20 protein-coding genes are annotated in these 19,337 nt (G+C 43.5%); 11 read left to right on the forward strand and 9 right to left on the reverse strand.

Annotated features, from left to right (window positions below):
* Positions 1–8: 8 nt before the first annotated feature.
* The 7 genes from MuYL_RS22645 to MuYL_RS22680 all read right to left on the reverse strand — a co-directional run bounded on the left by MuYL_RS22645 (position 9) and on the right by MuYL_RS22680 (position 6,651).
* Complete coding sequence (locus tag MuYL_RS22645) at positions 9–2,390, reverse strand: 3-hydroxyacyl-CoA dehydrogenase/enoyl-CoA hydratase family protein (RefSeq protein WP_094572715.1); 2,382 nt, start codon at positions 2,388–2,390, stop codon at positions 9–11.
* Between the two features lie 31 nt (positions 2,391–2,421).
* Entirely contained in the window at positions 2,422–2,877 is a 456-nt protein-coding gene (locus MuYL_RS22650; RefSeq protein ID WP_094572716.1) for a DUF2147 domain-containing protein, read from the reverse strand.
* Between the two features lie 203 nt (positions 2,878–3,080).
* Entirely contained in the window at positions 3,081–3,350 is a 270-nt protein-coding gene (locus tag MuYL_RS22655) for an acyl-CoA-binding protein (protein ID WP_094572717.1), read from the reverse strand.
* Between the two features lie 12 nt (positions 3,351–3,362).
* The gene (locus tag MuYL_RS22660) at positions 3,363–3,812 is read right to left on the reverse strand and encodes an acyl-CoA thioesterase (protein ID WP_094572718.1); all 450 of its coding nucleotides are present in this window, start codon (positions 3,810–3,812) and stop codon (positions 3,363–3,365) included.
* Between the two features lie 12 nt (positions 3,813–3,824).
* Positions 3,825–4,802 carry an electron transfer flavoprotein subunit alpha/FixB family protein gene (locus MuYL_RS22665; protein ID WP_094572719.1) on the reverse strand — a complete coding sequence of 326 codons (978 nt, stop codon included), beginning with the start codon at positions 4,800–4,802 and terminating at the stop codon, positions 3,825–3,827.
* Positions 4,803–4,831: 29 nt separating this feature from the next.
* Positions 4,832–5,575 carry an electron transfer flavoprotein subunit beta/FixA family protein gene (locus MuYL_RS22670; RefSeq protein ID WP_094572720.1) on the reverse strand — a complete coding sequence of 248 codons (744 nt, stop codon included), beginning with the start codon at positions 5,573–5,575 and terminating at the stop codon, positions 4,832–4,834.
* A 188-nt stretch (positions 5,576–5,763) separates the two neighbouring features.
* On the reverse strand, positions 5,764–6,651 hold the full coding sequence (locus tag MuYL_RS22680) for a helix-turn-helix domain-containing protein (protein ID WP_094572722.1): 888 nt from the start codon (positions 6,649–6,651) through the stop codon (positions 5,764–5,766).
* Positions 6,652–6,952: 301 nt separating this feature from the next.
* On the opposite strand from MuYL_RS22680, the gene MuYL_RS22685 reads away from it, so the two are divergent.
* The 10 genes from MuYL_RS22685 (at position 6,953) to MuYL_RS23560 (ending at position 17,203) form a co-directional block, all read left to right on the forward strand.
* Positions 6,953–8,176, forward strand: a complete 1,224-nt coding sequence (locus MuYL_RS22685; protein WP_094572723.1) for an OmpP1/FadL family transporter — start codon at positions 6,953–6,955, stop codon at positions 8,174–8,176.
* A gap of 18 nt (positions 8,177–8,194) precedes the next feature.
* Positions 8,195–9,529 carry an SGNH/GDSL hydrolase family protein gene (locus MuYL_RS22690; protein ID WP_094572724.1) on the forward strand — a complete coding sequence of 445 codons (1,335 nt, stop codon included), beginning with the start codon at positions 8,195–8,197 and terminating at the stop codon, positions 9,527–9,529.
* Positions 9,530–10,212: 683 nt separating this feature from the next.
* Positions 10,213–10,950: a c-type cytochrome gene (locus MuYL_RS23400; protein ID WP_157741067.1), complete on the forward strand. Its 738-nt coding sequence runs from the start codon at positions 10,213–10,215 to the stop codon at positions 10,948–10,950.
* An 11-nt stretch (positions 10,951–10,961) separates the two neighbouring features.
* Complete coding sequence (locus MuYL_RS22700; protein WP_157741069.1) at positions 10,962–11,339, forward strand: hypothetical protein; 378 nt, start codon at positions 10,962–10,964, stop codon at positions 11,337–11,339.
* Between the two features lie 11 nt (positions 11,340–11,350).
* Positions 11,351–11,890, forward strand: a complete 540-nt coding sequence (locus tag MuYL_RS22705) for a YceI family protein (RefSeq protein WP_094572726.1) — start codon at positions 11,351–11,353, stop codon at positions 11,888–11,890.
* 1 nt (position 11,891) lies between these two features.
* A complete protein-coding gene (locus tag MuYL_RS22710; RefSeq protein WP_094572727.1) occupies positions 11,892–12,827 on the forward strand; it encodes a DUF5777 family beta-barrel protein in 936 nt (311 codons plus the stop codon).
* A 17-nt stretch (positions 12,828–12,844) separates the two neighbouring features.
* Entirely contained in the window at positions 12,845–13,276 is a 432-nt protein-coding gene (locus MuYL_RS22715; protein WP_094572728.1) for an OB-fold protein, read from the forward strand.
* Between the two features lie 730 nt (positions 13,277–14,006).
* Positions 14,007–14,264, forward strand: coding sequence for a hypothetical protein (locus tag MuYL_RS23405; RefSeq protein WP_157741071.1), 258 nt, complete (start codon positions 14,007–14,009; stop codon positions 14,262–14,264).
* Between the two features lie 790 nt (positions 14,265–15,054).
* Positions 15,055–15,210, forward strand: a complete 156-nt coding sequence (locus MuYL_RS23410) for a hypothetical protein (RefSeq protein WP_157741073.1) — start codon at positions 15,055–15,057, stop codon at positions 15,208–15,210.
* Positions 15,211–15,853: 643 nt separating this feature from the next.
* The gene (locus MuYL_RS23560) at positions 15,854–17,203 is read left to right on the forward strand and encodes a glycosyltransferase family 25 protein (protein ID WP_211710206.1); all 1,350 of its coding nucleotides are present in this window, start codon (positions 15,854–15,856) and stop codon (positions 17,201–17,203) included.
* Positions 17,204–17,532: 329 nt separating this feature from the next.
* Here MuYL_RS23560 and MuYL_RS22730 read toward each other — a convergent pair whose 3' ends face one another.
* A complete protein-coding gene (locus MuYL_RS22730) occupies positions 17,533–18,090 on the reverse strand; it encodes a hypothetical protein (RefSeq protein WP_094572730.1) in 558 nt (185 codons plus the stop codon).
* Positions 18,091–18,410: 320 nt separating this feature from the next.
* On the opposite strand from MuYL_RS22730, the gene MuYL_RS22735 reads away from it, so the two are divergent.
* Positions 18,411–18,977 (forward strand): dihydrofolate reductase family protein, encoded by a 567-nt coding sequence (locus MuYL_RS22735; RefSeq protein ID WP_094572731.1) that lies wholly within the window; start codon positions 18,411–18,413, stop codon positions 18,975–18,977.
* A 71-nt stretch (positions 18,978–19,048) separates the two neighbouring features.
* Here the strand turns inward: MuYL_RS22735 and atpC are convergent, their stop codons facing one another.
* The gene (gene atpC, locus MuYL_RS22740) at positions 19,049–19,303 is read right to left on the reverse strand and encodes an ATP synthase F1 subunit epsilon (RefSeq protein ID WP_094572732.1); all 255 of its coding nucleotides are present in this window, start codon (positions 19,301–19,303) and stop codon (positions 19,049–19,051) included.
* Positions 19,304–19,337 lie beyond the last annotated feature (34 nt).

Consider the following 19,337-nt stretch of genomic DNA (forward strand, 5'->3'; position numbering starts at 1 on the left):
TAATAAAATCAGTTTCTTAATACTTTACCACCGGTTAAGATGGACTGGATTCGCTCGAGTGTTTTACGCTCGGCACATAACGATATAAATGCCTCCCGTTCCAGGTTCAGCAAATAATCCTCGCTAACCAGGCTGGGCTGCGACAAATCTCCGCCTGCAAGCACATAAGCCAGCTTGTGTGAAATCTTCACATCGTGCTCACTAATGTAATTGCCGCTGTACATGGTATTTGCTCCCACATAACCCAGGCCAAGCACCTGTTTGCCCAACACCCTTATATCTGTACGTTTTACCGGCTGCACATAACCTTCTTCTGCCAGCAGCAGGCATTGCTTCTTTGCCTCTGCCAAAAGGCGGTTCCGTGAAACCACCACCACGTCACGACCCTTTTTAAGATAGCCATAATTAAATGCTTCATAGGCGGAAGTGGAAACTTTAGCCTGCCCGATGGTCAGGAACCTGTCGCGGAAATTATTGGTTTCTATATCGCCATCCTGCAACTCGTCTGACAGCCGCAACGCAAACTCCTTGGTGCCGCCACCGCCTGGAATTAGCCCAACACCAAACTCAACCAGGCCCATATATAATTCTGCATGTGCTACCACTTTGTCGGCATGCAGGCATAATTCACAGCCACCGCCCAAAGCCATTTGATGGGGCGCCGCAACAACAGGTATGGATGAGTACCTTACCCGCATCATAGTGTTTTGAAACGCCCTGATCACCATATTGAGTTCTTCAAAATCCTGTTCAATGGCCATCATAAATATCATCCCTACATTAGCACCTGCGCTAAAATTGGCGCCTTCGTTCGAGATCACCAATCCCTTATAACTTTGCTCGGCCAGCGTAATGGCTTTATTTATCCCCTCAATAACTTCGCCACCAATGGTATTCATCTTGGTATGAAACTCCAGGTTTAAAATGCCATCGCCCAGGTCTGTGATGGTAGTTCCGCTATTTTTCCACACGGTATTAGACGAGCGAATGTTATCAAGCAAGATAAACTCTTCTGTGCCGGGGATTATTTTGTAGGTTTTTGACAGAATATCGTAGTACAATTTTTTTCCGTCTTCTATCTTATAAAAGGCCGATGCACCCGACTGCAGCATATCATAAACCCATTGCGCCGGCTTATTACCCGCGGCTTCCATTTGTTTAATTGTTGCTTCAACACCCAGTGCATCCCATTTTTCAAACGGCCCCATTTCCCAGCCGAAACCGGCATTCATGGCGGCATCTATTTTATATATTTCGTCTGAAATTTCGGGGATCCGGTTACTTGCATAGGCAAACAGTTGAAAAAATACAGCCCGGTAAAAATCACCGGCTTTATCAGTTGCTGCAAATAATATCTTCATCCTATCCCTCAAATTATCAACCGCTTTGGTTGTTTCGAGCGATGGAAACTTTACTTTTTTCGAAGGCTGATACTCCAGCGTTTTTAAATCAAGGGTATAAAAAACGCTGGCACCGTCCACCTTTTCCTTTTTATAAAAACCCTGTCCCGATTTGCTGCCCAGCCAGTTGTTCTCCACCATTTTGGTAACATATCCGGGGATCCGGAACAGGTCTCTGGATTCATCGCCCGGAACATTTTGGCTCAGGCCATTGGCAACGTGTACCATAGTATCCAGGCCCACCACGTCACTGGTGCGGAAAGTGGCCGATTTTGGGTGCCCTATTACCGGACCCGTTAACTTATCAACCTCCTCTATGGTGATGCCGGTCTTCTCTGCATAATGCAAAATGCTCATGATGCTGAAAACACCTATGCGGTTACCGATAAACGCGGGGGTATCCTTGGCTAATACGGTGGTTTTACCCAGGTATTTTTCGCCATAGTGCAGTAAAAAATCTGCCACTTCGGGTAAGGTATCGGCAGTGGGAATAACTTCCAATAGTTTTAAATAACGGGGCGGGTTAAAAAAGTGACTGCCGCAAAAGTGCTTCCTGAAATCTTCGCTCCGGCCCTCGGCCATTAAATGGATAGGGATGCCAGAGGTATTAGAAGTAACCAGCGTACCTGCTTTGCGGTATTTCTCAACATTGGTAAACACCAGCTGCTTAATATCAAGCCGTTCAACCACCACCTCAATCACCCAGTCACATTCAGCAATTTTCGGCATATCATCATCAAAATTACCGGTAGTAATGCGTTTGGCGAATGCGTTAAGATAAATTGGAGAGGGGTTAGATTTTAGCGCTGCCGCAAGTGCATCATTCACCAGCTTATTTCTTGATTTTGCGTCGCCGGGTGCTGCATCTTTAGGGACCATATCCAGCAGCAATACCTGTACGCCAATATTGGCAAAATGACAGGCAATCCGGCTTCCCATTACGCCAGAACCTAATATTGCAACTTTTTTTATAACTCGTTTAGAATTCATAATCTAATTATTAATAAGAGCGGAGATTATTTTATTGTTCGGCCCGCGACCAAACAGTTGTGCGTCCAAAAAGCGAAATGCCTATGTATCCGCGAATGTCAAGCGTTTTACCTTTGTAGGTTATTTTACAGCTGTAGGTCTTGCCGTTTAACGGATCGTAAATGGTGCCGTTAGTGTATTTATTATCTCCGTCTTTTTCAAAGCCGTTAAGCACCTCTAAACCCAACCTGGGCCGGCTGCGTAAACGCGGGTCGGTATTCATTTCGTCAACCTTTGGCTTTCCATTTTTCAATGGTTCTTTTAACCAAACCACCTTGCCGTAAAACTTTCCGTCGGCACCCTTCGTGATATGAATTTTGCCGCTTTTTACATCATTATACCAAAACCCTTCTACCTGGTCTGTTTGTGCTTTCGCAACTGTGGTTAATAGCGCCATGCCCAACATAAGGAACAAAAAACGCAACGGTAATTTTTTCGACAAAAGCATATCCTTGTTTGATTAGTTTTAAATTAAAAAAGCAGTGCGGTAAGTTCATACAATCATTATATTGATTGCCCGCAGCATACTTTAAAAATAATAATGGCCTGGTAATTGGTTTACTAAACAAATATCGCAACTATGCAGATATAATAAAGGTCTATATCACGGAATGATTTGTCAAAACTTCGGTATATGATGAAAATGCGGGATTATTCTTCTAAGCTCTTTAACTTCGCTACCAACTCTATGTACGCAGCCATGGCATCATCCGCCAAAGTGCCTTTCAACTTTAACCATGCATCGTATTTAGCTTGTGCCACAAAATCAAACATTACCGGCTTTGGTGCATCTTCGCCCAAATCACCGGTAGTAGCCTGCTTATAAAGGCTATATAAACGTAACATGGTTTCGTTATCCGGGCGTTTTGTTAATTCTTTACTTTCGTTAACAGCCTTTTCAAAGGCGCTCTTTTGATCCATTTATTTATACTTTTATTTAGGTTCGGGAATTTCTTCTATACAATCATGGCTTCGGGGTGCATCCAAAAACAGCTTACGAAACTCGTCAGGGAGGGTGGTTAACTTCCGTTTATCCATATCAATCCATGAACCATCAACGTTTACTATGGCTGCCTTTGTACCGTCGCGCCGAAACAGTTCATGCCTTATTGACCACCGCGAGGCATCAGGACGAAATTTTGTGACCACGGCGGTAACTTTTATATTATCGTTCATACCAATTTCGCGCAGATAAAGCAGTTCCTCCTTAAAAAGCACGGGGCCAATTTTTGCCTGCAACAACGTACTGAGGCTTAGCCCCAATTTTTCGAGCATGTTCAACCGGGCCTGTACGGCAAAGTCGGCATAAGCAGTGTGGCGCATATGCTGGTTGGCATCAATTTGCGACCAAAGCACGTCACCCTCAAAAAACACATTATCCATAATTCTCAGATCTTATTGATGTTGTTCTTTAAACTTCTTAACGGCCTCGGTAAGCCTGGGCAGCACCTGCATAGCATCACCAACAACACCATAGTTGGCTGCTTTAAAAAATGGAGCTTCGGGATCGGTGTTGATCACCACAATTGTTTTCGAGCCACTTACCCCGGCCAAATGCTGAATTGCGCCGGAGATGCCCGCCGCTATGTACAAGTTAGGCCGGATAGTACCACCTGTTTGGCCCACATGCTCATGATGGGGCCGCCAGTCGGCGTCAGATACAGGTCGCGAGCAAGCGGTAGCAGCACCCAGCTCTCTTGCAAGGTCTTCAATAACGCCCCAATTCTCCGGCCCTTTTAAACCACGGCCGCCCGACACCACAAGTTCGGCATCGGCCAGCGGAATTTCGCCTGTTACTTTATTTACTTCTTTAACAACTATTGCGAAATCTTTAGCCTCAAACGCTACATCCAGCTTTTCAACCGCCGCCGCACCTTCTCCCTTCTTTACCTGTAGTGTATTTGCGGCTAGCATAATTACTTTATTGTTACTTATTATATTAACATAGCCAAATGCTTTGCCTGAAAAAACCGATTTTTTTATAACAAAACCTTTGTCCAGATCGGGCAGCGAAAGCGCCCCGGCTATTATTCCTGCCTTTAACTGTGTGGCAACACGCGGAGCCACCACCCTGCCTGTTAAGTCATAAAGCGTTACAACTACACTCGCGTTTTCCTTTTCAGCTGCATTCACCAAAGCCCTGGTATAGGCGCGCGCATGCAGGTTATTAAGGCGCTCATCCGCAATATGCAATACCCTTTTTGCGCCATATTGGCCCAGGGCCTGCATTTCTGTTTCGGCTATGGTTCCAAGCACTACAGCCGTTGCCGTAGTACCCATTTTTTGAGCCAGCTGTGCGGCATACTGAACGGCTTCAAACCCTTTGGGTTTAATAGTTCCGCCATTATTTTCTACTAATACTATTACTGACATTACTGTTAGTTTAAATGATCATTACTTTATTAAATAACCTTTGCTTCGGTATGCAGCAGGTTCACCAGCTCATCCATATTATCCGCAGCCACCAGTTTTACTCCTGATTTAGCTACAGGCAATTCATAGGATACTATCACAGTTAAGGCCGGAGTTTCTGCAGGGCTTACTACTTTTAAGGGGCGGGTTCGCGCAGCCATTATACCGCGCATATTAGGAATACGAGCTTCGGCAACACCTTTTTGGCACGAAATAACAACCGGCAGGCTTACGCTGTCTGTTTCTTCGCCGCCTTCTATTTCGCGTTTAACTGTTGCTGTGTTACCCGCAATGTCAATGTGAGTTGCAAATCCTAAAAAATCAGCATCAAGCAGTTCGGCAAGCATAGGGCCAACTGCTCCATTATGATAATCGATAGACTCTTTACCACATAAAATCAGATCGTAACCCGCGTCCTTTGCATATGCGGCGATATAAGTGGCTACGGTAAATGGATCGGCGCTGTCTGCATCTATCCTAACGGCTTCGTCGCCGCCCAAAGCAAGGGCCTTCCTGATCACAGGCTCGGTATTTGCCCTGCCGACGGTAATCAAATGCACAGTTTCGGCAACGCCGCTTTCTTTTAATTCAAGCGCGCGCACAAGGGCATACCATTCATCATACGGGTTTAAAATAAAGGTGGTTCCGCTTTCATCTATAGCGGTATTGTTGTCTTTCAACACAATTTTGGTAACAGTATCAGGAACCTGACTGATGCAAACTAATACTTTCATTTTTATGGTTTATTTATGGGTAGATAGCACACCGGGAAAACACGCCGGGCCGAACTATATAATTCAGAAAGTAAAATTAGGTTTGCACGTGCTGCAAAAAAGGGCTGAAATGCGGAGATATTGGTCAAAAATTCGGACAAAGGAATTCAACCTGCAGAAACAAAATGAGCCTTAAAAATGGTAACCGGCTAACTGTTAGCCTTAACCCGGTACTCCGAAGGAGAAAGCCCGGTTTGTTTTTTAAAGTATTTACCGAACGAAGACTGATCAGGAAAATTGATCTCGTCGGCTATCTGTGCAATACTGGTATCATTGCTTCTTAGTAAAACCTTTGCCTCTAAAACAACAGCATCATCAATCCACTCGCCGGCTGTTTTGCCGGTTACTTCTTTTATACTTTCTGTTAAATGCTTGGACGATACAAAAAGCGAATCAGCATAATATTGTACGTTGCGGTGTTCTTTATAATGATGAAAAACCAGGTTCTGAAAAAGCATGTTTAATTCCTGCTTGCGTGTTTGCCTGCTGTTAATAATAACACGTTCGTGTTTATAAACGGCTTCAACCTCGTAAATAAGCATTGTTAAAATACTGCGGCATATTTCGGCGCGATAGGGATGTTCTTCGCGTTGTAGTTTTTGCTGGATCAAATTAAAGATCTCCGGCATCACCTTCGCTTTTTCGTGTTCGGGATAAATAACCGGGGTTGACGAAGTTTTAAAATAACTGAACGACTCCAAAAAATGACTATTAACCGCATTTTCTGTTAAAAAGGCTTTTGAAAACACCACAAACTGGCATAAAAAATCGTCGCTGCTTTCGTAGATCCTTAAAATATGAAATGGCGTGGCCAGCAGCATAGCGTCAGGCTTTGCCTCGTAAACCTGCAAATTTACCTCTACCTTGGCCGTGCCACGGGTACAGATCCCAATGATATAACCCTCTGAACGGTACGGATATTCACTTAAAGCTAAAAGGTGTTTCTCTTCAGTTATAAAAAAATCGGTCCCGATAGACTTGTCGGCATACAGATCAACAAACCTGGGAAAACTTAATTGTGCGATTTTTTTACTCATAAAAACAACTGAAATCCAAATTTAAACCAACAACGGCACTTATTAGTATATAAACCGGAACAAAGAGCTGCTGCGCTTTCAAACTTATTTAAATTATATGTATAAACCGGCATTCAGATTACATTCTTGTCTATTTATTATTAGTTAATTAATTATTAAGTTCCGACTTTTTGACTAATATCTCCGCACTATAACCCTTTTTTTGAATTTCTTTTGCTCCTATTTTTATTCCTTAATGCTATGTGCTCGCAATCCAATTATAAACCAGGCATAAGCGAACCAATTTTATAAACTTTTAACTATGAGAAAACTTCTCCTCTTTATGCTGTGCATATTGCCGGCACTAACGTTTGCGCAGGGATTCCAGGTAAACCTGGCCGGGCAGAAACAGATCGGGATGGGGCACACCGGAACAGGCCTTGCACAAGACGGGGCATCGATATTCTTTAACCCCGGCGCAATGGTAACACTACCTGAAAACTCTGTACAGGCAGGAATAAGCCCATTGTTTTTCAAATCAGCTTTTAACCCCGCAGGCACTAATGCCACTTACAACACGTCAGACAAGGTAGCAACACCGTTTGAAGCGTATGCCGTATTTGGCCCTAAAGGATCATGGTGGAAAGCCGGCATCGGCGTTTACACACCCTTTGGCGGGCTAACCGATTGGGGCAATAACTGGCAGGGCAAGTATGCCGTTGAAAGCCTTAATCTTAAAGCTATTTATTTTCAGCCAACTATTAGCGTAAGGCTAAGTAAATCGCTGAGCATTGGTGCCGGTTTTGTTTATAACCGCGGCAGTGTTGACCTAACCCGGGCTATCCCGTTAAGCAACAGCAGCGGCCAGGATGGCCAGGCAGAACTTAAGGGTTCCGGAAAAGGGTACGGCTGGAATGCAGGTGTTTACTTCGATACCCATAAGGGCCTTACCATTGGCGTTGATTACCGGTCAAAGGTTAACACAACCATTAACGACGGCAACGCTATATTCAAGGTACCGGCATCTGTACAGGCAAGTTTCCCGCAGCCCAATACCTTTAAGGCCGGCATCCCGTTGCCTTCAACAACCTCGTTAGGATTAGGCTACGCATTAAACAAGAAATGGTTACTGGCGGCAGATGTCAATTTGGTTAACTGGAGCGTTTACAAAACACTTGCGTTTGATTACGCTTCCAACACTGCTGCGCTGCAGGATACTTACTCGCCGCGTAACTATAAGAATGCATTTAGTGTAAGGGGAGGGGCGCAATATAAACCTGACAATCAATGGGCAGTACGGGCTGGTGGCGGTTACGCATCGGCTGCTGCACAGGCTGGCTATGTAACACCTGAGGTGCCGGATGCTAACCGGTACTATGTTACAGCAGGACTTGGTTACCAGGCGGCCAAACGGTTAGATATCGACTTTTCATTTGAGTTTGAACGCTTATTATCGCGCACACAAACCAACATCGAAACGCAACTATCGGGTACTTTCAAGTCCAACGTTTACATACCCGGCATATCACTTACTTATCACTGGTAGCATTTAAAAACCGAATACATGAACAAGTTTAGAAATATACTCATTTTAGCAGCGGCTATTTTAAGCTTTGCTGCCTGTAAACCCGAATTTAAGGCCCCCACCCCATCGCATGGGTCGGCCAATTTCTCCAGGTACATCTCAGTAGGTAACTCACTAACCTCAGGTTATGCTGACGGCGGCTTATACCTGGAAGGGCAGCAAAATTCGTATCCGTCCATCATAGCCAAACAAATGCAGTCAGTTGGCGGCGGCACCTTTATACAGCCATTATTTTCACAGGCACAGGCCAACGGATCGGGCTATTTAACCCTTACGGGCTTTAGCGCAACAGGTTCACCAATTACGGCACCTGTTACTTCTAACCTGGCGGTTACAGGTATAGTGCCTATTCCGGGATTTGGCAATGTAACCACTTATACCAAATACACTGGCGACCCTATTAACAACTATGGTGTACCGGGCATTAAGCTGCTCCATGTAACATTGGCGTCATACGGCAACCTTAACGGGTTTTACGAGCGGCTGCTGGACGGTGCCGAAGGCACACACAATACCGCTTATCTTGACTTTGTGACTACCAAGCCCTTCACCTTCTTTTCAAACTGGCTGGGGAATAACGATGCTTTGGGCTACGCAACCTCAGGTGGTGCAGGCGATGTGCTTACCGACAAGGCTACGTTTACAGCCTTATATTCACTCGTGATGGGCAAGCTTACTGCCGCAGGACAAAAGGGGGTGGTAGCAACCATTCCTGATGTTACTTCTATCCCCTATTTCAATACGGTAACGGTTGGGCTGGTACTGGCCGGTGTACAGAAGGCTAATCCGGCGGTACAGGCGTTGTATATAAACGCCAAAAGCAGTAATGATAATGGCGACCAAACCTACGCTGCTAGGCAGGCTACTGCCAATGATCTTATCGTGCTTACCTTTCCCACCTCCAAAATAGGCACATTGGTTAGCACACCCGCAGGGATGCTGCCTTACGGCTTAACACCGTATTCCCCAATTGAGAACCAGTATGTACTTGATGCCAACGAGGTTGCTATAACCAGGGATTATGTAACAGCCTATAACAATACCATTAAATCTGTAGCCGACTCAAAAGGCATAGCGGTGGCTGATATGTACACTTTCTTGAATGACATTAAAGCACACGGATTATTAATTGATGGGATTAACCTTTCATCCAATTACATCAGCGGCGGCTTGTTCTCGTTAGATGGCGTACACCTAACCCCGAGGGGCTATGCCATTGTGGCCAATCAATTTATAAATGCTATAAACTCAAAATACGGCTCAAACATACCTTTAGCCAATATCAGCAGCTACCGGGCAGTTAAACTTCCATAAACTGAGGCAGTTTAGCAACAAGAAACCCGCCAGGCATGATACCTGGCGGGTTTCTTGTTTTATGGTATTTTTGATGAAAGCGGGGGGTTAAAATGGCGGTTTATAATCTTGTTCCACTTTGGCGTGTGAACAAATGGAACAATGTGGAACAAGTGGAACAGTAACAATAGTTAATTTTTTAAGCTAAACGATATTTTCAAGCCCAATCCGGCCACAAATCACCGGTAAAAGCACCTAAAAGACAAAAATCAGGGTAAAGATGCGCACAAAGTGGAACAAGCATAAAACCAGGCTTCACAGTACTTGTTAATTGCCATCCGGGGCAGGAATTAAAAATCAGTCAGGCCAGACATGGCCGCAGGTACGGACAGAATGGTTCCTTACCCGTAAGATACTTCCCTCGCTTATACCCGGATAACAAATGGTTAAGGCGCTGTGCAGAAATGAAATACACCAATTTATAGCTGTTTTATTACTTAAATTTAGCCTTTACCGGTTTAAATCTGACATTTTTCTGCAACTGAAGCCAGTTAAGTATACTACTGACCAACAGCTAAAACCATTTATTAAATAAATGGAGCGGGTTTTTATTGCCTTGAATTCCGGCTGGTTGCATAACAAAGCAATACCCGGCTAACTGCCGATTTGAAGCACAAGCAAACACTTCTTAATCCCATCTCCATATGAAAAGGCAAATAGTTGTTGCGATTTTATTAATCGCCGTATTTTATTCGTGTACGCACGATCATCTTACCCCCGGCACGGGATCAAATACCGGTACCGGCAGCGGTACAGGCTCGGGCACAGGCTCCGGGACGGGCTCCGGAAACGGTGGAACACCATCCCCGTCAGACTCAGTTTGTTTTAAAACGGATGTGCTGCCTTTATACCAAACCTATTGTGCCAGCACCGGCTGCCATGACGGCACCCGGCGCGGCGAGGACGCAAATTTCGCTTTAACAAATTATACCAATATTATGCAGGGCATTGTAGCCAATAACCCGGGCCAAAGCAGGTATTACACCATAATAACCGAAGGGCAGATGCCGCCCAAAAGCTCACCCAAACTATCATCGGCCCAGCTGTCAACCATCGCCACATGGATAACCCAGGGGGCCTTAAATAAAACCTGCGCGGTGCCCATTTGCGATACCACCAAAATAACCTACACCAACGGCGTTTCGCAAATATTTGCCACTTACTGCAATGGCTGCCATGGCGTAGCGCCGGGATCGGGAAATGTAGTGCTTAGTGATTATGCTGCTGCCAAAGCCGCGGGCACAGGTTTAAAAACAGCCTTTTTAAATGCCATCAATTACACATCGGCTACCCCTGCCATGAATATGCCGCAGTCGGGCAAATTAAGCAACTGTCAAATCAATCAAATCACCAAGTGGATCAACAATGGTTGCCCGCAATAAACACCACAACCATGAAAATACGACACCTTCTATTTTTGGCTGCCCTTTTAACGGGTAATGCAGGTTGCTACTATGACCATGCAAACCTGGTATATCCGCAGCAATCAACCGCTGCATGTATTACCACCAACGTAACTTACAGCACTACAGTAACCGGTGTGCTAACGGCAAACTGCTACAGTTGCCACAGCGGCAATGCGGCAGCCGGGGGCGGCATCGCGTTAGATACCTACGCCTCGTTAAAAACTTATGTAACCAACGGGCAGCTCATTAATTCAATAAACCATACGGGCGGCATTCCGGCTATGCCTTTAAATGCTGCGCAGTTGTCGCAGTGCGATATCAACAAAATTCAAGCCTGGATAACAAACGGATCCCCTAACAATTAAAAATCAAAACCATGAAAATCACCTTCATCTTCCTTTTACTGGCCTGTGCCAGCCCGGCCCTGCATGCGCAAAAAATATATGCAACGCAAACCGGCCAGATTAAATTTAATGCCAGCACCCCGCTCGAAACCATTGCAGCCGTAAACAACCAGGTAGATAGTAAAATGGTTGACAAAACGGGGCAAATCGTATTCAGTGTGCTCATTAAGAGTTTCCGTTTTGAAAACCAGCTAATGGAAGATCATTTTAACGAAAACTACCTCGAAAGTTCAAAAATACCCAAGGCAGAGTTTAAAGGATTCATCACCAATATCACCTCGGTAAACTTTCTGAAAGACGGCAAGTACCCCATCAACCTCAATGGCACCTTAACTATTCACGGCGTTCCGCAAAAGATAGCGCCCGGTGGTTTTTTGGTGATCACCAAAGGCAAGCCTGCAATTACCGGCACCTTTAACATTCACATAAAGGACTATGGAATTACGGGCTCCTACATCGGCGGAAAAATTGCCAACGATGCTATAATAACTATTAACTGTAATTACGAATAAGATGAAACGTACTCAAATCAAACACCCAGCCATTTCGTCCAAACCCGTTTTACTGTTGTTATTTATGCTTTGCACCGGCTTTCGTTTATCCGCGCAGGACGTTGACCTTTTTAAGTTGCAGGATGAGCAAAATAAGAAGGAGAAAAAAGAGAAAACCGATATCACCACTTCCACTTTCAAAACCACCCGGCTAATTAACGGGCAGTCTATTGAAAACACCGGTGCCGGAATATTAGACCTTAAAATATCCCACCGGTTCGGCATGATTAATACCGGCGCGTACAACTTCTTCGGCCTTGACCAGGCCTCCATGCGCCTTGGCCTGGATTACGGGATCACCAACCGGCTGGAAGTTGGCATTGGCCGAAGCACCTATAATAAGGAGTTTGATGGCTTTGTAAAATACCGGCTGTTAAGACAATCAACCGGCAAAGTAAATATGCCGGTATCGGTAAGCTTGGCGGCATCGGCCGTTTTGCGGTCGCTAAAGGATCCGCCTGCTACTTATCCCATTAACTCCTCCGATCATTTCAGCTTTACCGACCAGGTGCTTATTGCCCGCAAATTCGGCGACTATTTTTCATTGCAGCTGGCCCCTACCATGGTTCATTATAACCTTGTGGCCTCCAAAGCCATCCCAAATGATCTTTATTCTGTCGGTACCGGCTTTCGCCTGCGGCTGTCAAAACGGGTGAATTTAACCGGGGAGTACTACTACCAGGTAACGCAGTTCGAGGGAACCACAAACGCGCTGTCGCTGGGATTTGATATTGAAACAGGCGGGCACGTTTTCCAGCTTCATTTCACCAATTCAACCGGCATAAACGAGAGCAGCTTTATTACCCAAACAACCGGCAAATGGGGCGATGGGGGCATCCATTTCGGCTTCAATATCTCGCGGGTTTTCACGGTGGTTAAGCCAAAAAAAATCAATTAACATTAATCATAACCAAAATGAAAAAAAGGATAATATTCGGTGTATTAGTTATTATAGCTGTAAATGTAGCCGGCGGCTTATATTACGTTTTCCAGTATTCAAAAATACACCACAGGGATGCCGCTACCGAGCAAGCCATTGTGATCCCTGCTACACAGCTGGTAAATGATTTCCAGGCCAACGAGAAACGCGCCAATTTAAAGTACTTAAATAAGGTTGTTCAAATAAGCGGCACGGTTTTAAAACAGGGTAAAGACCAGGCCAAAAACACCACCCTTACCATTAAAAGCGGCGATCCCTTTGCCAACATCTTCTGTACCCTAAAATCAAAAAATAAATTAACCGGGAAAGATTCTGTTATTGTAGTTAAAGGCATCTGTTCAGGTTTTTTAAGCGATGTGATTTTGAACGATGCCGTAGTGATGAACAAAGGTGTTAGGCATCTTTGAGCAGCTTGTATTTAATACTGAGCTTAAAGCCGCCTGATTAGTGGCCAGATCAATACCCATTCTCCACTACACATTATTGCTTCGGAAACTGTCTGCAGCCAGCCCGTTTCCGAAGCAATTTAAAAACCACTCAAACAACTGATAATAAGGTATTTCCAGTTTAAAAATGGGAGCCATGGTATGCATTTAATTAACTTATTTAAATACTTGTATATATGACATCTATTTAATTAAATTGCAATACCAATTATAAATACAATTTAATACTGCTGAGTATTAAATATATCCAAACCTTATCATGAAAAGAAATCTTTCACTGGCATCAATACCTTTTGTACGTCGTCTGTACGGGCCTGGCAATTACATTGATAAAAATCGACGGGATACGCTGATCATATCATTTTGCGTATCGGCTGCAATATGCCGCACCGCGGGCTTATCGTTAAAGTTGCGTACCCCTCTAATTTAAACAATCAGGCACGCTGAAACATGGAGGCCATTATTTAAATACCTAAAAGAACAGGGCACCAATAGGATAGCAATGAAACACCTTAGTCTCTTTATTAAAGGGTGCTGTCTGCCCTAAAACCAGCAAACCGGAAGCATAAAAACATTTAAAAAAAACACAGCAAAGAAATTGTCTCGAGAACAATAAGTTGCCTGTCTTCGGTAAAACAGGATAGGGAAAAGCCGCAACCCGATAATAGAGGCATAATTTAAATATACTATTATGAAAAAGTTAAAACTCGAAGCGTTTGAAATTAGCGCCGGAGCGAGGCTTACAAGAGAACAGCTCAGAAATGTAGTTGGCGGAAGCGAAGGCGGCCATTGCCAAACAGTAGCGGATTGCGGTACTGGTTATACCTATCAATGCATCAATTATGTATGCGTCGTATCTGGTGGTACCGGCAGCAATAGTTGCCCGGCAGTAGCATGTCCATCAGGCTGGCATTGCCTTGTTGATGTCCATGTTTGCGTTGTGGGTTAAACCCTTCATGCACGTGTGCATCCTTTACGTAACCAATATTATTTGCGAATAAATGCGCATTTTACGATGGGACTTACACACTAAAATGATGGTTATACCACTAATGTCATTAACTTGAGTTACGGTAGAAACAGGCAAAACGTTATATCGACCAATTGTTATTGTCTTTTTAGTTTTGCTTATTCTTCCAAGCTAAAGTTAATGGCATTTTTTTTTCAATTTAATATGCCCCTTTAATAGCCACCCCCACATTTATTATTAACCTGAAGAGCAGGCCTGACCGCAAAGAACATATACTTAATGAATTTGCAATACAGGTTATGGAACCTGTTGCAAATCAATATCCTGTTGTTAGTTTATGCAACTTGATTAAGCATCTCGTGTTAAATGCAATTGATAATAAAGATGATTATATACTTAGTGAGCAGAGATTCAGGACACGGGATAATTTCCGAACGAATCCCTGGCACACGGCGCAGGGTCCCTTTTCAGGAAGATCTGCGGAGACAGAAAAAGGAGAATCTTTGAGTAGGAGGTTATTTGATACTAACCTTGAAGCCGCCAGATTAGTTGCCAGATCAATACCCATTCTCAACTACAGCTTCATAACCAATCCCTGAACCATGCAAACAATCGACCACCAGGCTTTGATAATCACCAAACGCAGGGCTATGGTTTACATTTAACTAACTTATTTAAATACTTGTATTTATGACATATATTTAATTAAATTGCAATACCAATTATATTAAAACTTAATATAAGTACTAATTGTACAAAAAACCTTATCATGAAAAATACGCCTTCGCAGGTTTTAACCCATTTTATAAACGAAATTGACCTGCCTATTACCCGCAATTGTACCGATGGTAAATTAGATAGACATCCTGATCATTTAAAGGCGCGACACCTTATTAACGGGCGCAACCTCCCCCAAAAACCATAAACCGGAACATATAAAACATTTATATACAGCAAAGAAATTGTCTCGAGAACAATAAGTTGCCTGTCTTCGGTAAAACAGGATAGGGAAAAGCCGAACCCGATAATAGAGGCGCAATTTAAATATATTATTATGAAAAAGTTAAAACTCGAAGCGCTTGAAATTAGCGCCGGAGGAAGGCTTACAAGAGAACAACTCAGGAACGTGGTTGGAGGAAGCGTAGGCACTCATTGCCAGGGGGATATTGATTGCAATCAGTACGATGTCGTTTGCGTCAATAATGTTTGTACTTACACAGCTGGTGGTTGCGCTACCATATGCCCATGGCCCACCTATTGTCTCAGAGGTCAATGCTTATCCTAAGGTTGATGAAATTGTGGTGGATAAATTTCTTATTAAAACAGTAAACACCATAAGCAACCAACCTTATTTGTGAGCCATCAAGCCCTTTTATGCCCGCATTTACTTGCTAAAACGATGGCTGACAATGTCATTAACTTGAGCGGCAGGCGAAATGGACAAAGCTCCGTGTTGATTAGGAGCTATTGCCTTTTTAATTTTGATTATTTCGCTTAAAGCTAAAGTTAATGGCATTTATCTTGGTTCTATTATTATAGTTTTATAACCCTGCTTGTAAGTTCATACTATGACCACTCCAATACCTATTCCTACTTTTATAATTAACCTAACAAGCAGACCCGACCGCAAAAAACATATACTCAATGAATTTGCAGGAAGAGACGAATTTGCAATACAGGTTATTGAACCTGTTGTACATCAATATCCTGTTATTAGTTTATGGAACACGATTAAGCATGTCGTGTTAAATGCAATTGATAATAAAGACGATTATATACTTGTATGTGAAGATGATCACGCTTTTGGGACACAATATTCTGCTGAAGCATTGAGGGATGCTATCGCCGAAGCTAATGAACTGCAGGCGGATGTACTCTCCGGGGGGATAAGTTCGTTAAAAGGCGGTTTGCAGATGTCGGAAAAATTGTTCTGGATGGAGGAATTTTCCGGCACCCAGTTTATAATTATATTTAGGAGATTCTTTCAAAAGATTGCGGATGCTGATTTTAACGAGAGTGACACTGCGGATTATAAAATTGCATCGCTGACAGACAATAAATATTTTTCTTTCCCCTTCTTTTCAACACAGAAAAGTTTTGGTTATTCAGACGTAACACCCCGGAATAATACCCAGGTGCAGGTTGAAAACCTCTTCAGGGATACAGAAATAAATGTTCATATATTAAAAGACGTAGCTGCATTTTATAAACTCCGAAATGAGGAACTGCTGCATATGGCTCCTGTCGAACTGCCTGAAAACATCAGCATTCCTACCTATGTAATTAACCTGCCGGAACGAACTGAGCGAAAAACGCACATTATAGAGCAGTTTAAAGGCAGACCTGAGTTTGATGTAACAATTGTGGAAGCCTGTAAGCATGAAATAGGTGCTGTGGGCCTATGGCAGAGTTTTAGAAAAGTAGTGCAAATGGCAATTGATAGTGACGACGATGTAATTATTATTTGTGAAGATGACCATTGCTTTACCGCTGATTATTCAAGAGATTATTTGTTAAAAAATATTTTAGAAGCGCACCGGCAGGATGCAGAATATATGTCGGGCGGTACAAGTTATTTCAACTTTGCTATCCCTGTGAGCTCAAACCGATTCTGGGTGGATACCTGCCTGGCCACGCAATTTGTGGTTCTTTATAAAAAAACATTCGAGAGTGTACTTAGGGAACCATTTGACGATAATGTTGTAGCCGATATTTTATTATCCCGGATAATCTCCAATAAAATGATCTTGTCGCCATCTGTTTCCTTCCAGCAAAATTTTGGCTATTCAGATGTAAGCGCCATCCATAATAAAAACGCTAACCTGGTTGATGAAATGTTTTCCAAATGCAATACCCGGCTTGCCAAACTAAAAAAGACTATGAAAAAGCGCCGGTTAGGTGACAAAAATAACGGATGAATGAAAATAGCTAACAATATGATAAACGTGAATAGACTTTTCCTGTTATTTATTTTTTTTCTTTCATATTTCCTGTCTTTCTGCCCAAAGCAACAATCGTTCAATTGATTGCCTTACCTCAAAAATTATTTCATACGAAAAAAGAATGCACCATCCTCATTATTTACCTGTTTCGATAAAACGGTGTACGTGAACAATGAAAGTAGTCCTATCTGATAAATTACAGGAAGAGGCGTACGAGCCGAGGATACTTTCTGCTCTCCACGCTATGCAGGCAAGCAGCCAATATGTCTTGTTGTACAAGTAAACAGCTGCCAAACCCCAACGGCTCAATTCCCCTCGGCCAGTGTTTTTTGCTGCAACAGGCGCTGCTTACTTTTTGCTTTAATTTGCTCGTCCAGCGCTTTGCAGGTATAAACGGCAATGCCGAAATTTATGTCCAGCTGGTATTTCAGCGACAGGTGAACCGAACTGCTATCCCATTCAAACACATCGGCGTATGCATCGGGCCGGCTGGTAAACTGCCCATAACGGGCTAAAAAATCATTCAATACTTCAAAACCGTCACTCCGGTTAAAAATCACGTAAATATTAACAATGTTATATTTGTATGCCCTTACAGCTATAAATTTGATCTTTGCATCTTTGCTGATCTGCTGCACGTCATCCTCATTGTACTGGTAAAATATGCAGCTGTCGGCATCAAACCCCGGCGACTGCTCCAGGTAAGAAAGTTTATGATGCGACACCTGTTTAATTTCCTGCCCCAAAATAAGTTGGTTAAACCCATTAGCGCGCGTCAAACCGTCAATAGTTCCCACCCGGCAAGGCTGGGAACTGCCAAACATGGGGCCAATGGCCATCAATAAAACAATTATTTGCTTCATCGGCTGTCGTCATCCGTTATCAATCCGGCCCGTTTCTTAGCTGCAAAACCGGTGTTTACCAACAAAGTGAGTGAAATTTTGAAGGCTTTTTATGCGGTTAGATACAATTGTATCAGCATTTGTGAATAAGTGTAAACACGTGTAAATGGCATCTTTACAATTATTGATAGCATTGCGGGCATAACGCCAACACTGACGATTCTTCTTATCAGTTTTTGGCGTTCCCCCTTATTTAGTCGTGATCAGGCTGGCGAAATGAGAATACGTTTTCAGATTTTTATAATGAGAGAAACGTGGCCGTTTTTTAAATTAAGATTATTATGCGAAAATTAAAATTACAGATGCAAATTAGCCTGGACGGTTTTGTAGCCCGGCCTGATGGTCAGCTGGATTGGATGTGGCTCCCCGGCGAAAGGGATCCGGCCGGTTTCAATACGGTACTTGAGCTGGCCGGCAGCAGCGATACTATTTTATTGGGGCGCAAAATGACCCGGGAATTTATTGATCATTGGGAAAATGTCGTGGATAGCCAGCCTAACAGCCCGGAACAACCTTTGGCGCAACTGATGGTAAATATGCGCAAAATTGTTTTCAGCCGCACCCAAACCGCCATCAGCGGCCGCAACCTGGAAGTGGAGAACGGCGACCTGGCTGCCGCAGTACAGGCGCTAAAAGCCGGCCCAGGAAAAGATCTTCTTGTTTATGGCGGTGCCGGTTTTGTTAGTTCGCTCATCAGCCATAACCTTATTGATGAATATTATATCATCAGGAACCCGATAGCCATAGGCAGCGGGCTTTCCATTTTTAAAACGGATAAACTGCTGAAATTAGAAAGTTCAACGCCATACAAAGACGGGAAAATACTCAATAAATACCTGCCGGTGTAGGTATTGGCAGAGCACAAAAAATCCCCGGTCATACGGCCGGGGATCTCTTAAGTTTTAACAGACGGGGTAAATTATTTATGCAAAATACCTTCGGCTAAAATAACAACCTTGTTGTGTGATGCTTCAACAACGCCGCCCTTTATAAATATTGTTTCTTCTTTACCAGCATTGCCACCGCGGATAATTACCTTACCATCCTCTAAGGTAGAGATGATGGGCGCGTGGTGGTTAAGGATCTCAAAAAATCCCAATGTACCGGGCAATGTTACCGAGGTAGCCTCGCCTTCGTAAATTGTTTTATCGGGAGTAAGAATTTCTAATGTCATGCTTTTGATGTGCAAATATGCGTATATGCAAATT

Origin of the sequence: Mucilaginibacter xinganensis (assembly GCF_002257585.1) — a bacterium.
Classification (GTDB): Bacteria; Bacteroidota; Bacteroidia; order Sphingobacteriales; family Sphingobacteriaceae; genus Mucilaginibacter; species Mucilaginibacter xinganensis.

Bases quoted from the DNA above. Each gene is read 5' to 3' on its own strand.
- MuYL_RS22645 (WP_094572715.1), bottom strand. From the start codon at position 2,390: ATGAATTCTAAACGAGTTATAAAAAAAGTTGCAATATTAGGTTCTGGC.
- atpC (WP_094572732.1), bottom strand. From the start codon at position 19,303: ATGACATTAGAAATTCTTACTCCCGATAAAACAATTTACGAAGGCGAG.
- MuYL_RS22710 (WP_094572727.1), top strand. From the start codon at position 11,892: ATGAAACGTACTCAAATCAAACACCCAGCCATTTCGTCCAAACCCGTT.
- MuYL_RS22660 (WP_094572718.1), bottom strand. From the start codon at position 3,812: ATGGATAATGTGTTTTTTGAGGGTGACGTGCTTTGGTCGCAAATTGAT.
- MuYL_RS22680 (WP_094572722.1), bottom strand. From the start codon at position 6,651: ATGAGTAAAAAAATCGCACAATTAAGTTTTCCCAGGTTTGTTGATCTG.
- MuYL_RS22735 (WP_094572731.1), top strand. From the start codon at position 18,411: ATGCGAAAATTAAAATTACAGATGCAAATTAGCCTGGACGGTTTTGTA.
- MuYL_RS22670 (WP_094572720.1), bottom strand. From the start codon at position 5,575: ATGAAAGTATTAGTTTGCATCAGTCAGGTTCCTGATACTGTTACCAAA.
- MuYL_RS22650 (WP_094572716.1), bottom strand. From the start codon at position 2,877: ATGCTTTTGTCGAAAAAATTACCGTTGCGTTTTTTGTTCCTTATGTTG.
- MuYL_RS22655 (WP_094572717.1), bottom strand. From the start codon at position 3,350: ATGGATCAAAAGAGCGCCTTTGAAAAGGCTGTTAACGAAAGTAAAGAA.
- MuYL_RS23560 (WP_211710206.1), top strand. From the start codon at position 15,854: ATGACCACTCCAATACCTATTCCTACTTTTATAATTAACCTAACAAGC.
- MuYL_RS22715 (WP_094572728.1), top strand. From the start codon at position 12,845: ATGAAAAAAAGGATAATATTCGGTGTATTAGTTATTATAGCTGTAAAT.
- MuYL_RS23400 (WP_157741067.1), top strand. From the start codon at position 10,213: ATGAAAAGGCAAATAGTTGTTGCGATTTTATTAATCGCCGTATTTTAT.
- MuYL_RS23410 (WP_157741073.1), top strand. From the start codon at position 15,055: ATGAAAAATACGCCTTCGCAGGTTTTAACCCATTTTATAAACGAAATT.
- MuYL_RS22665 (WP_094572719.1), bottom strand. From the start codon at position 4,802: ATGTCAGTAATAGTATTAGTAGAAAATAATGGCGGAACTATTAAACCC.
- MuYL_RS22690 (WP_094572724.1), top strand. From the start codon at position 8,195: ATGAACAAGTTTAGAAATATACTCATTTTAGCAGCGGCTATTTTAAGC.
- MuYL_RS23405 (WP_157741071.1), top strand. From the start codon at position 14,007: ATGAAAAAGTTAAAACTCGAAGCGTTTGAAATTAGCGCCGGAGCGAGG.
- MuYL_RS22705 (WP_094572726.1), top strand. From the start codon at position 11,351: ATGAAAATCACCTTCATCTTCCTTTTACTGGCCTGTGCCAGCCCGGCC.
- MuYL_RS22730 (WP_094572730.1), bottom strand. From the start codon at position 18,090: ATGAAGCAAATAATTGTTTTATTGATGGCCATTGGCCCCATGTTTGGC.
- MuYL_RS22685 (WP_094572723.1), top strand. From the start codon at position 6,953: ATGAGAAAACTTCTCCTCTTTATGCTGTGCATATTGCCGGCACTAACG.
- MuYL_RS22700 (WP_157741069.1), top strand. From the start codon at position 10,962: ATGAAAATACGACACCTTCTATTTTTGGCTGCCCTTTTAACGGGTAAT.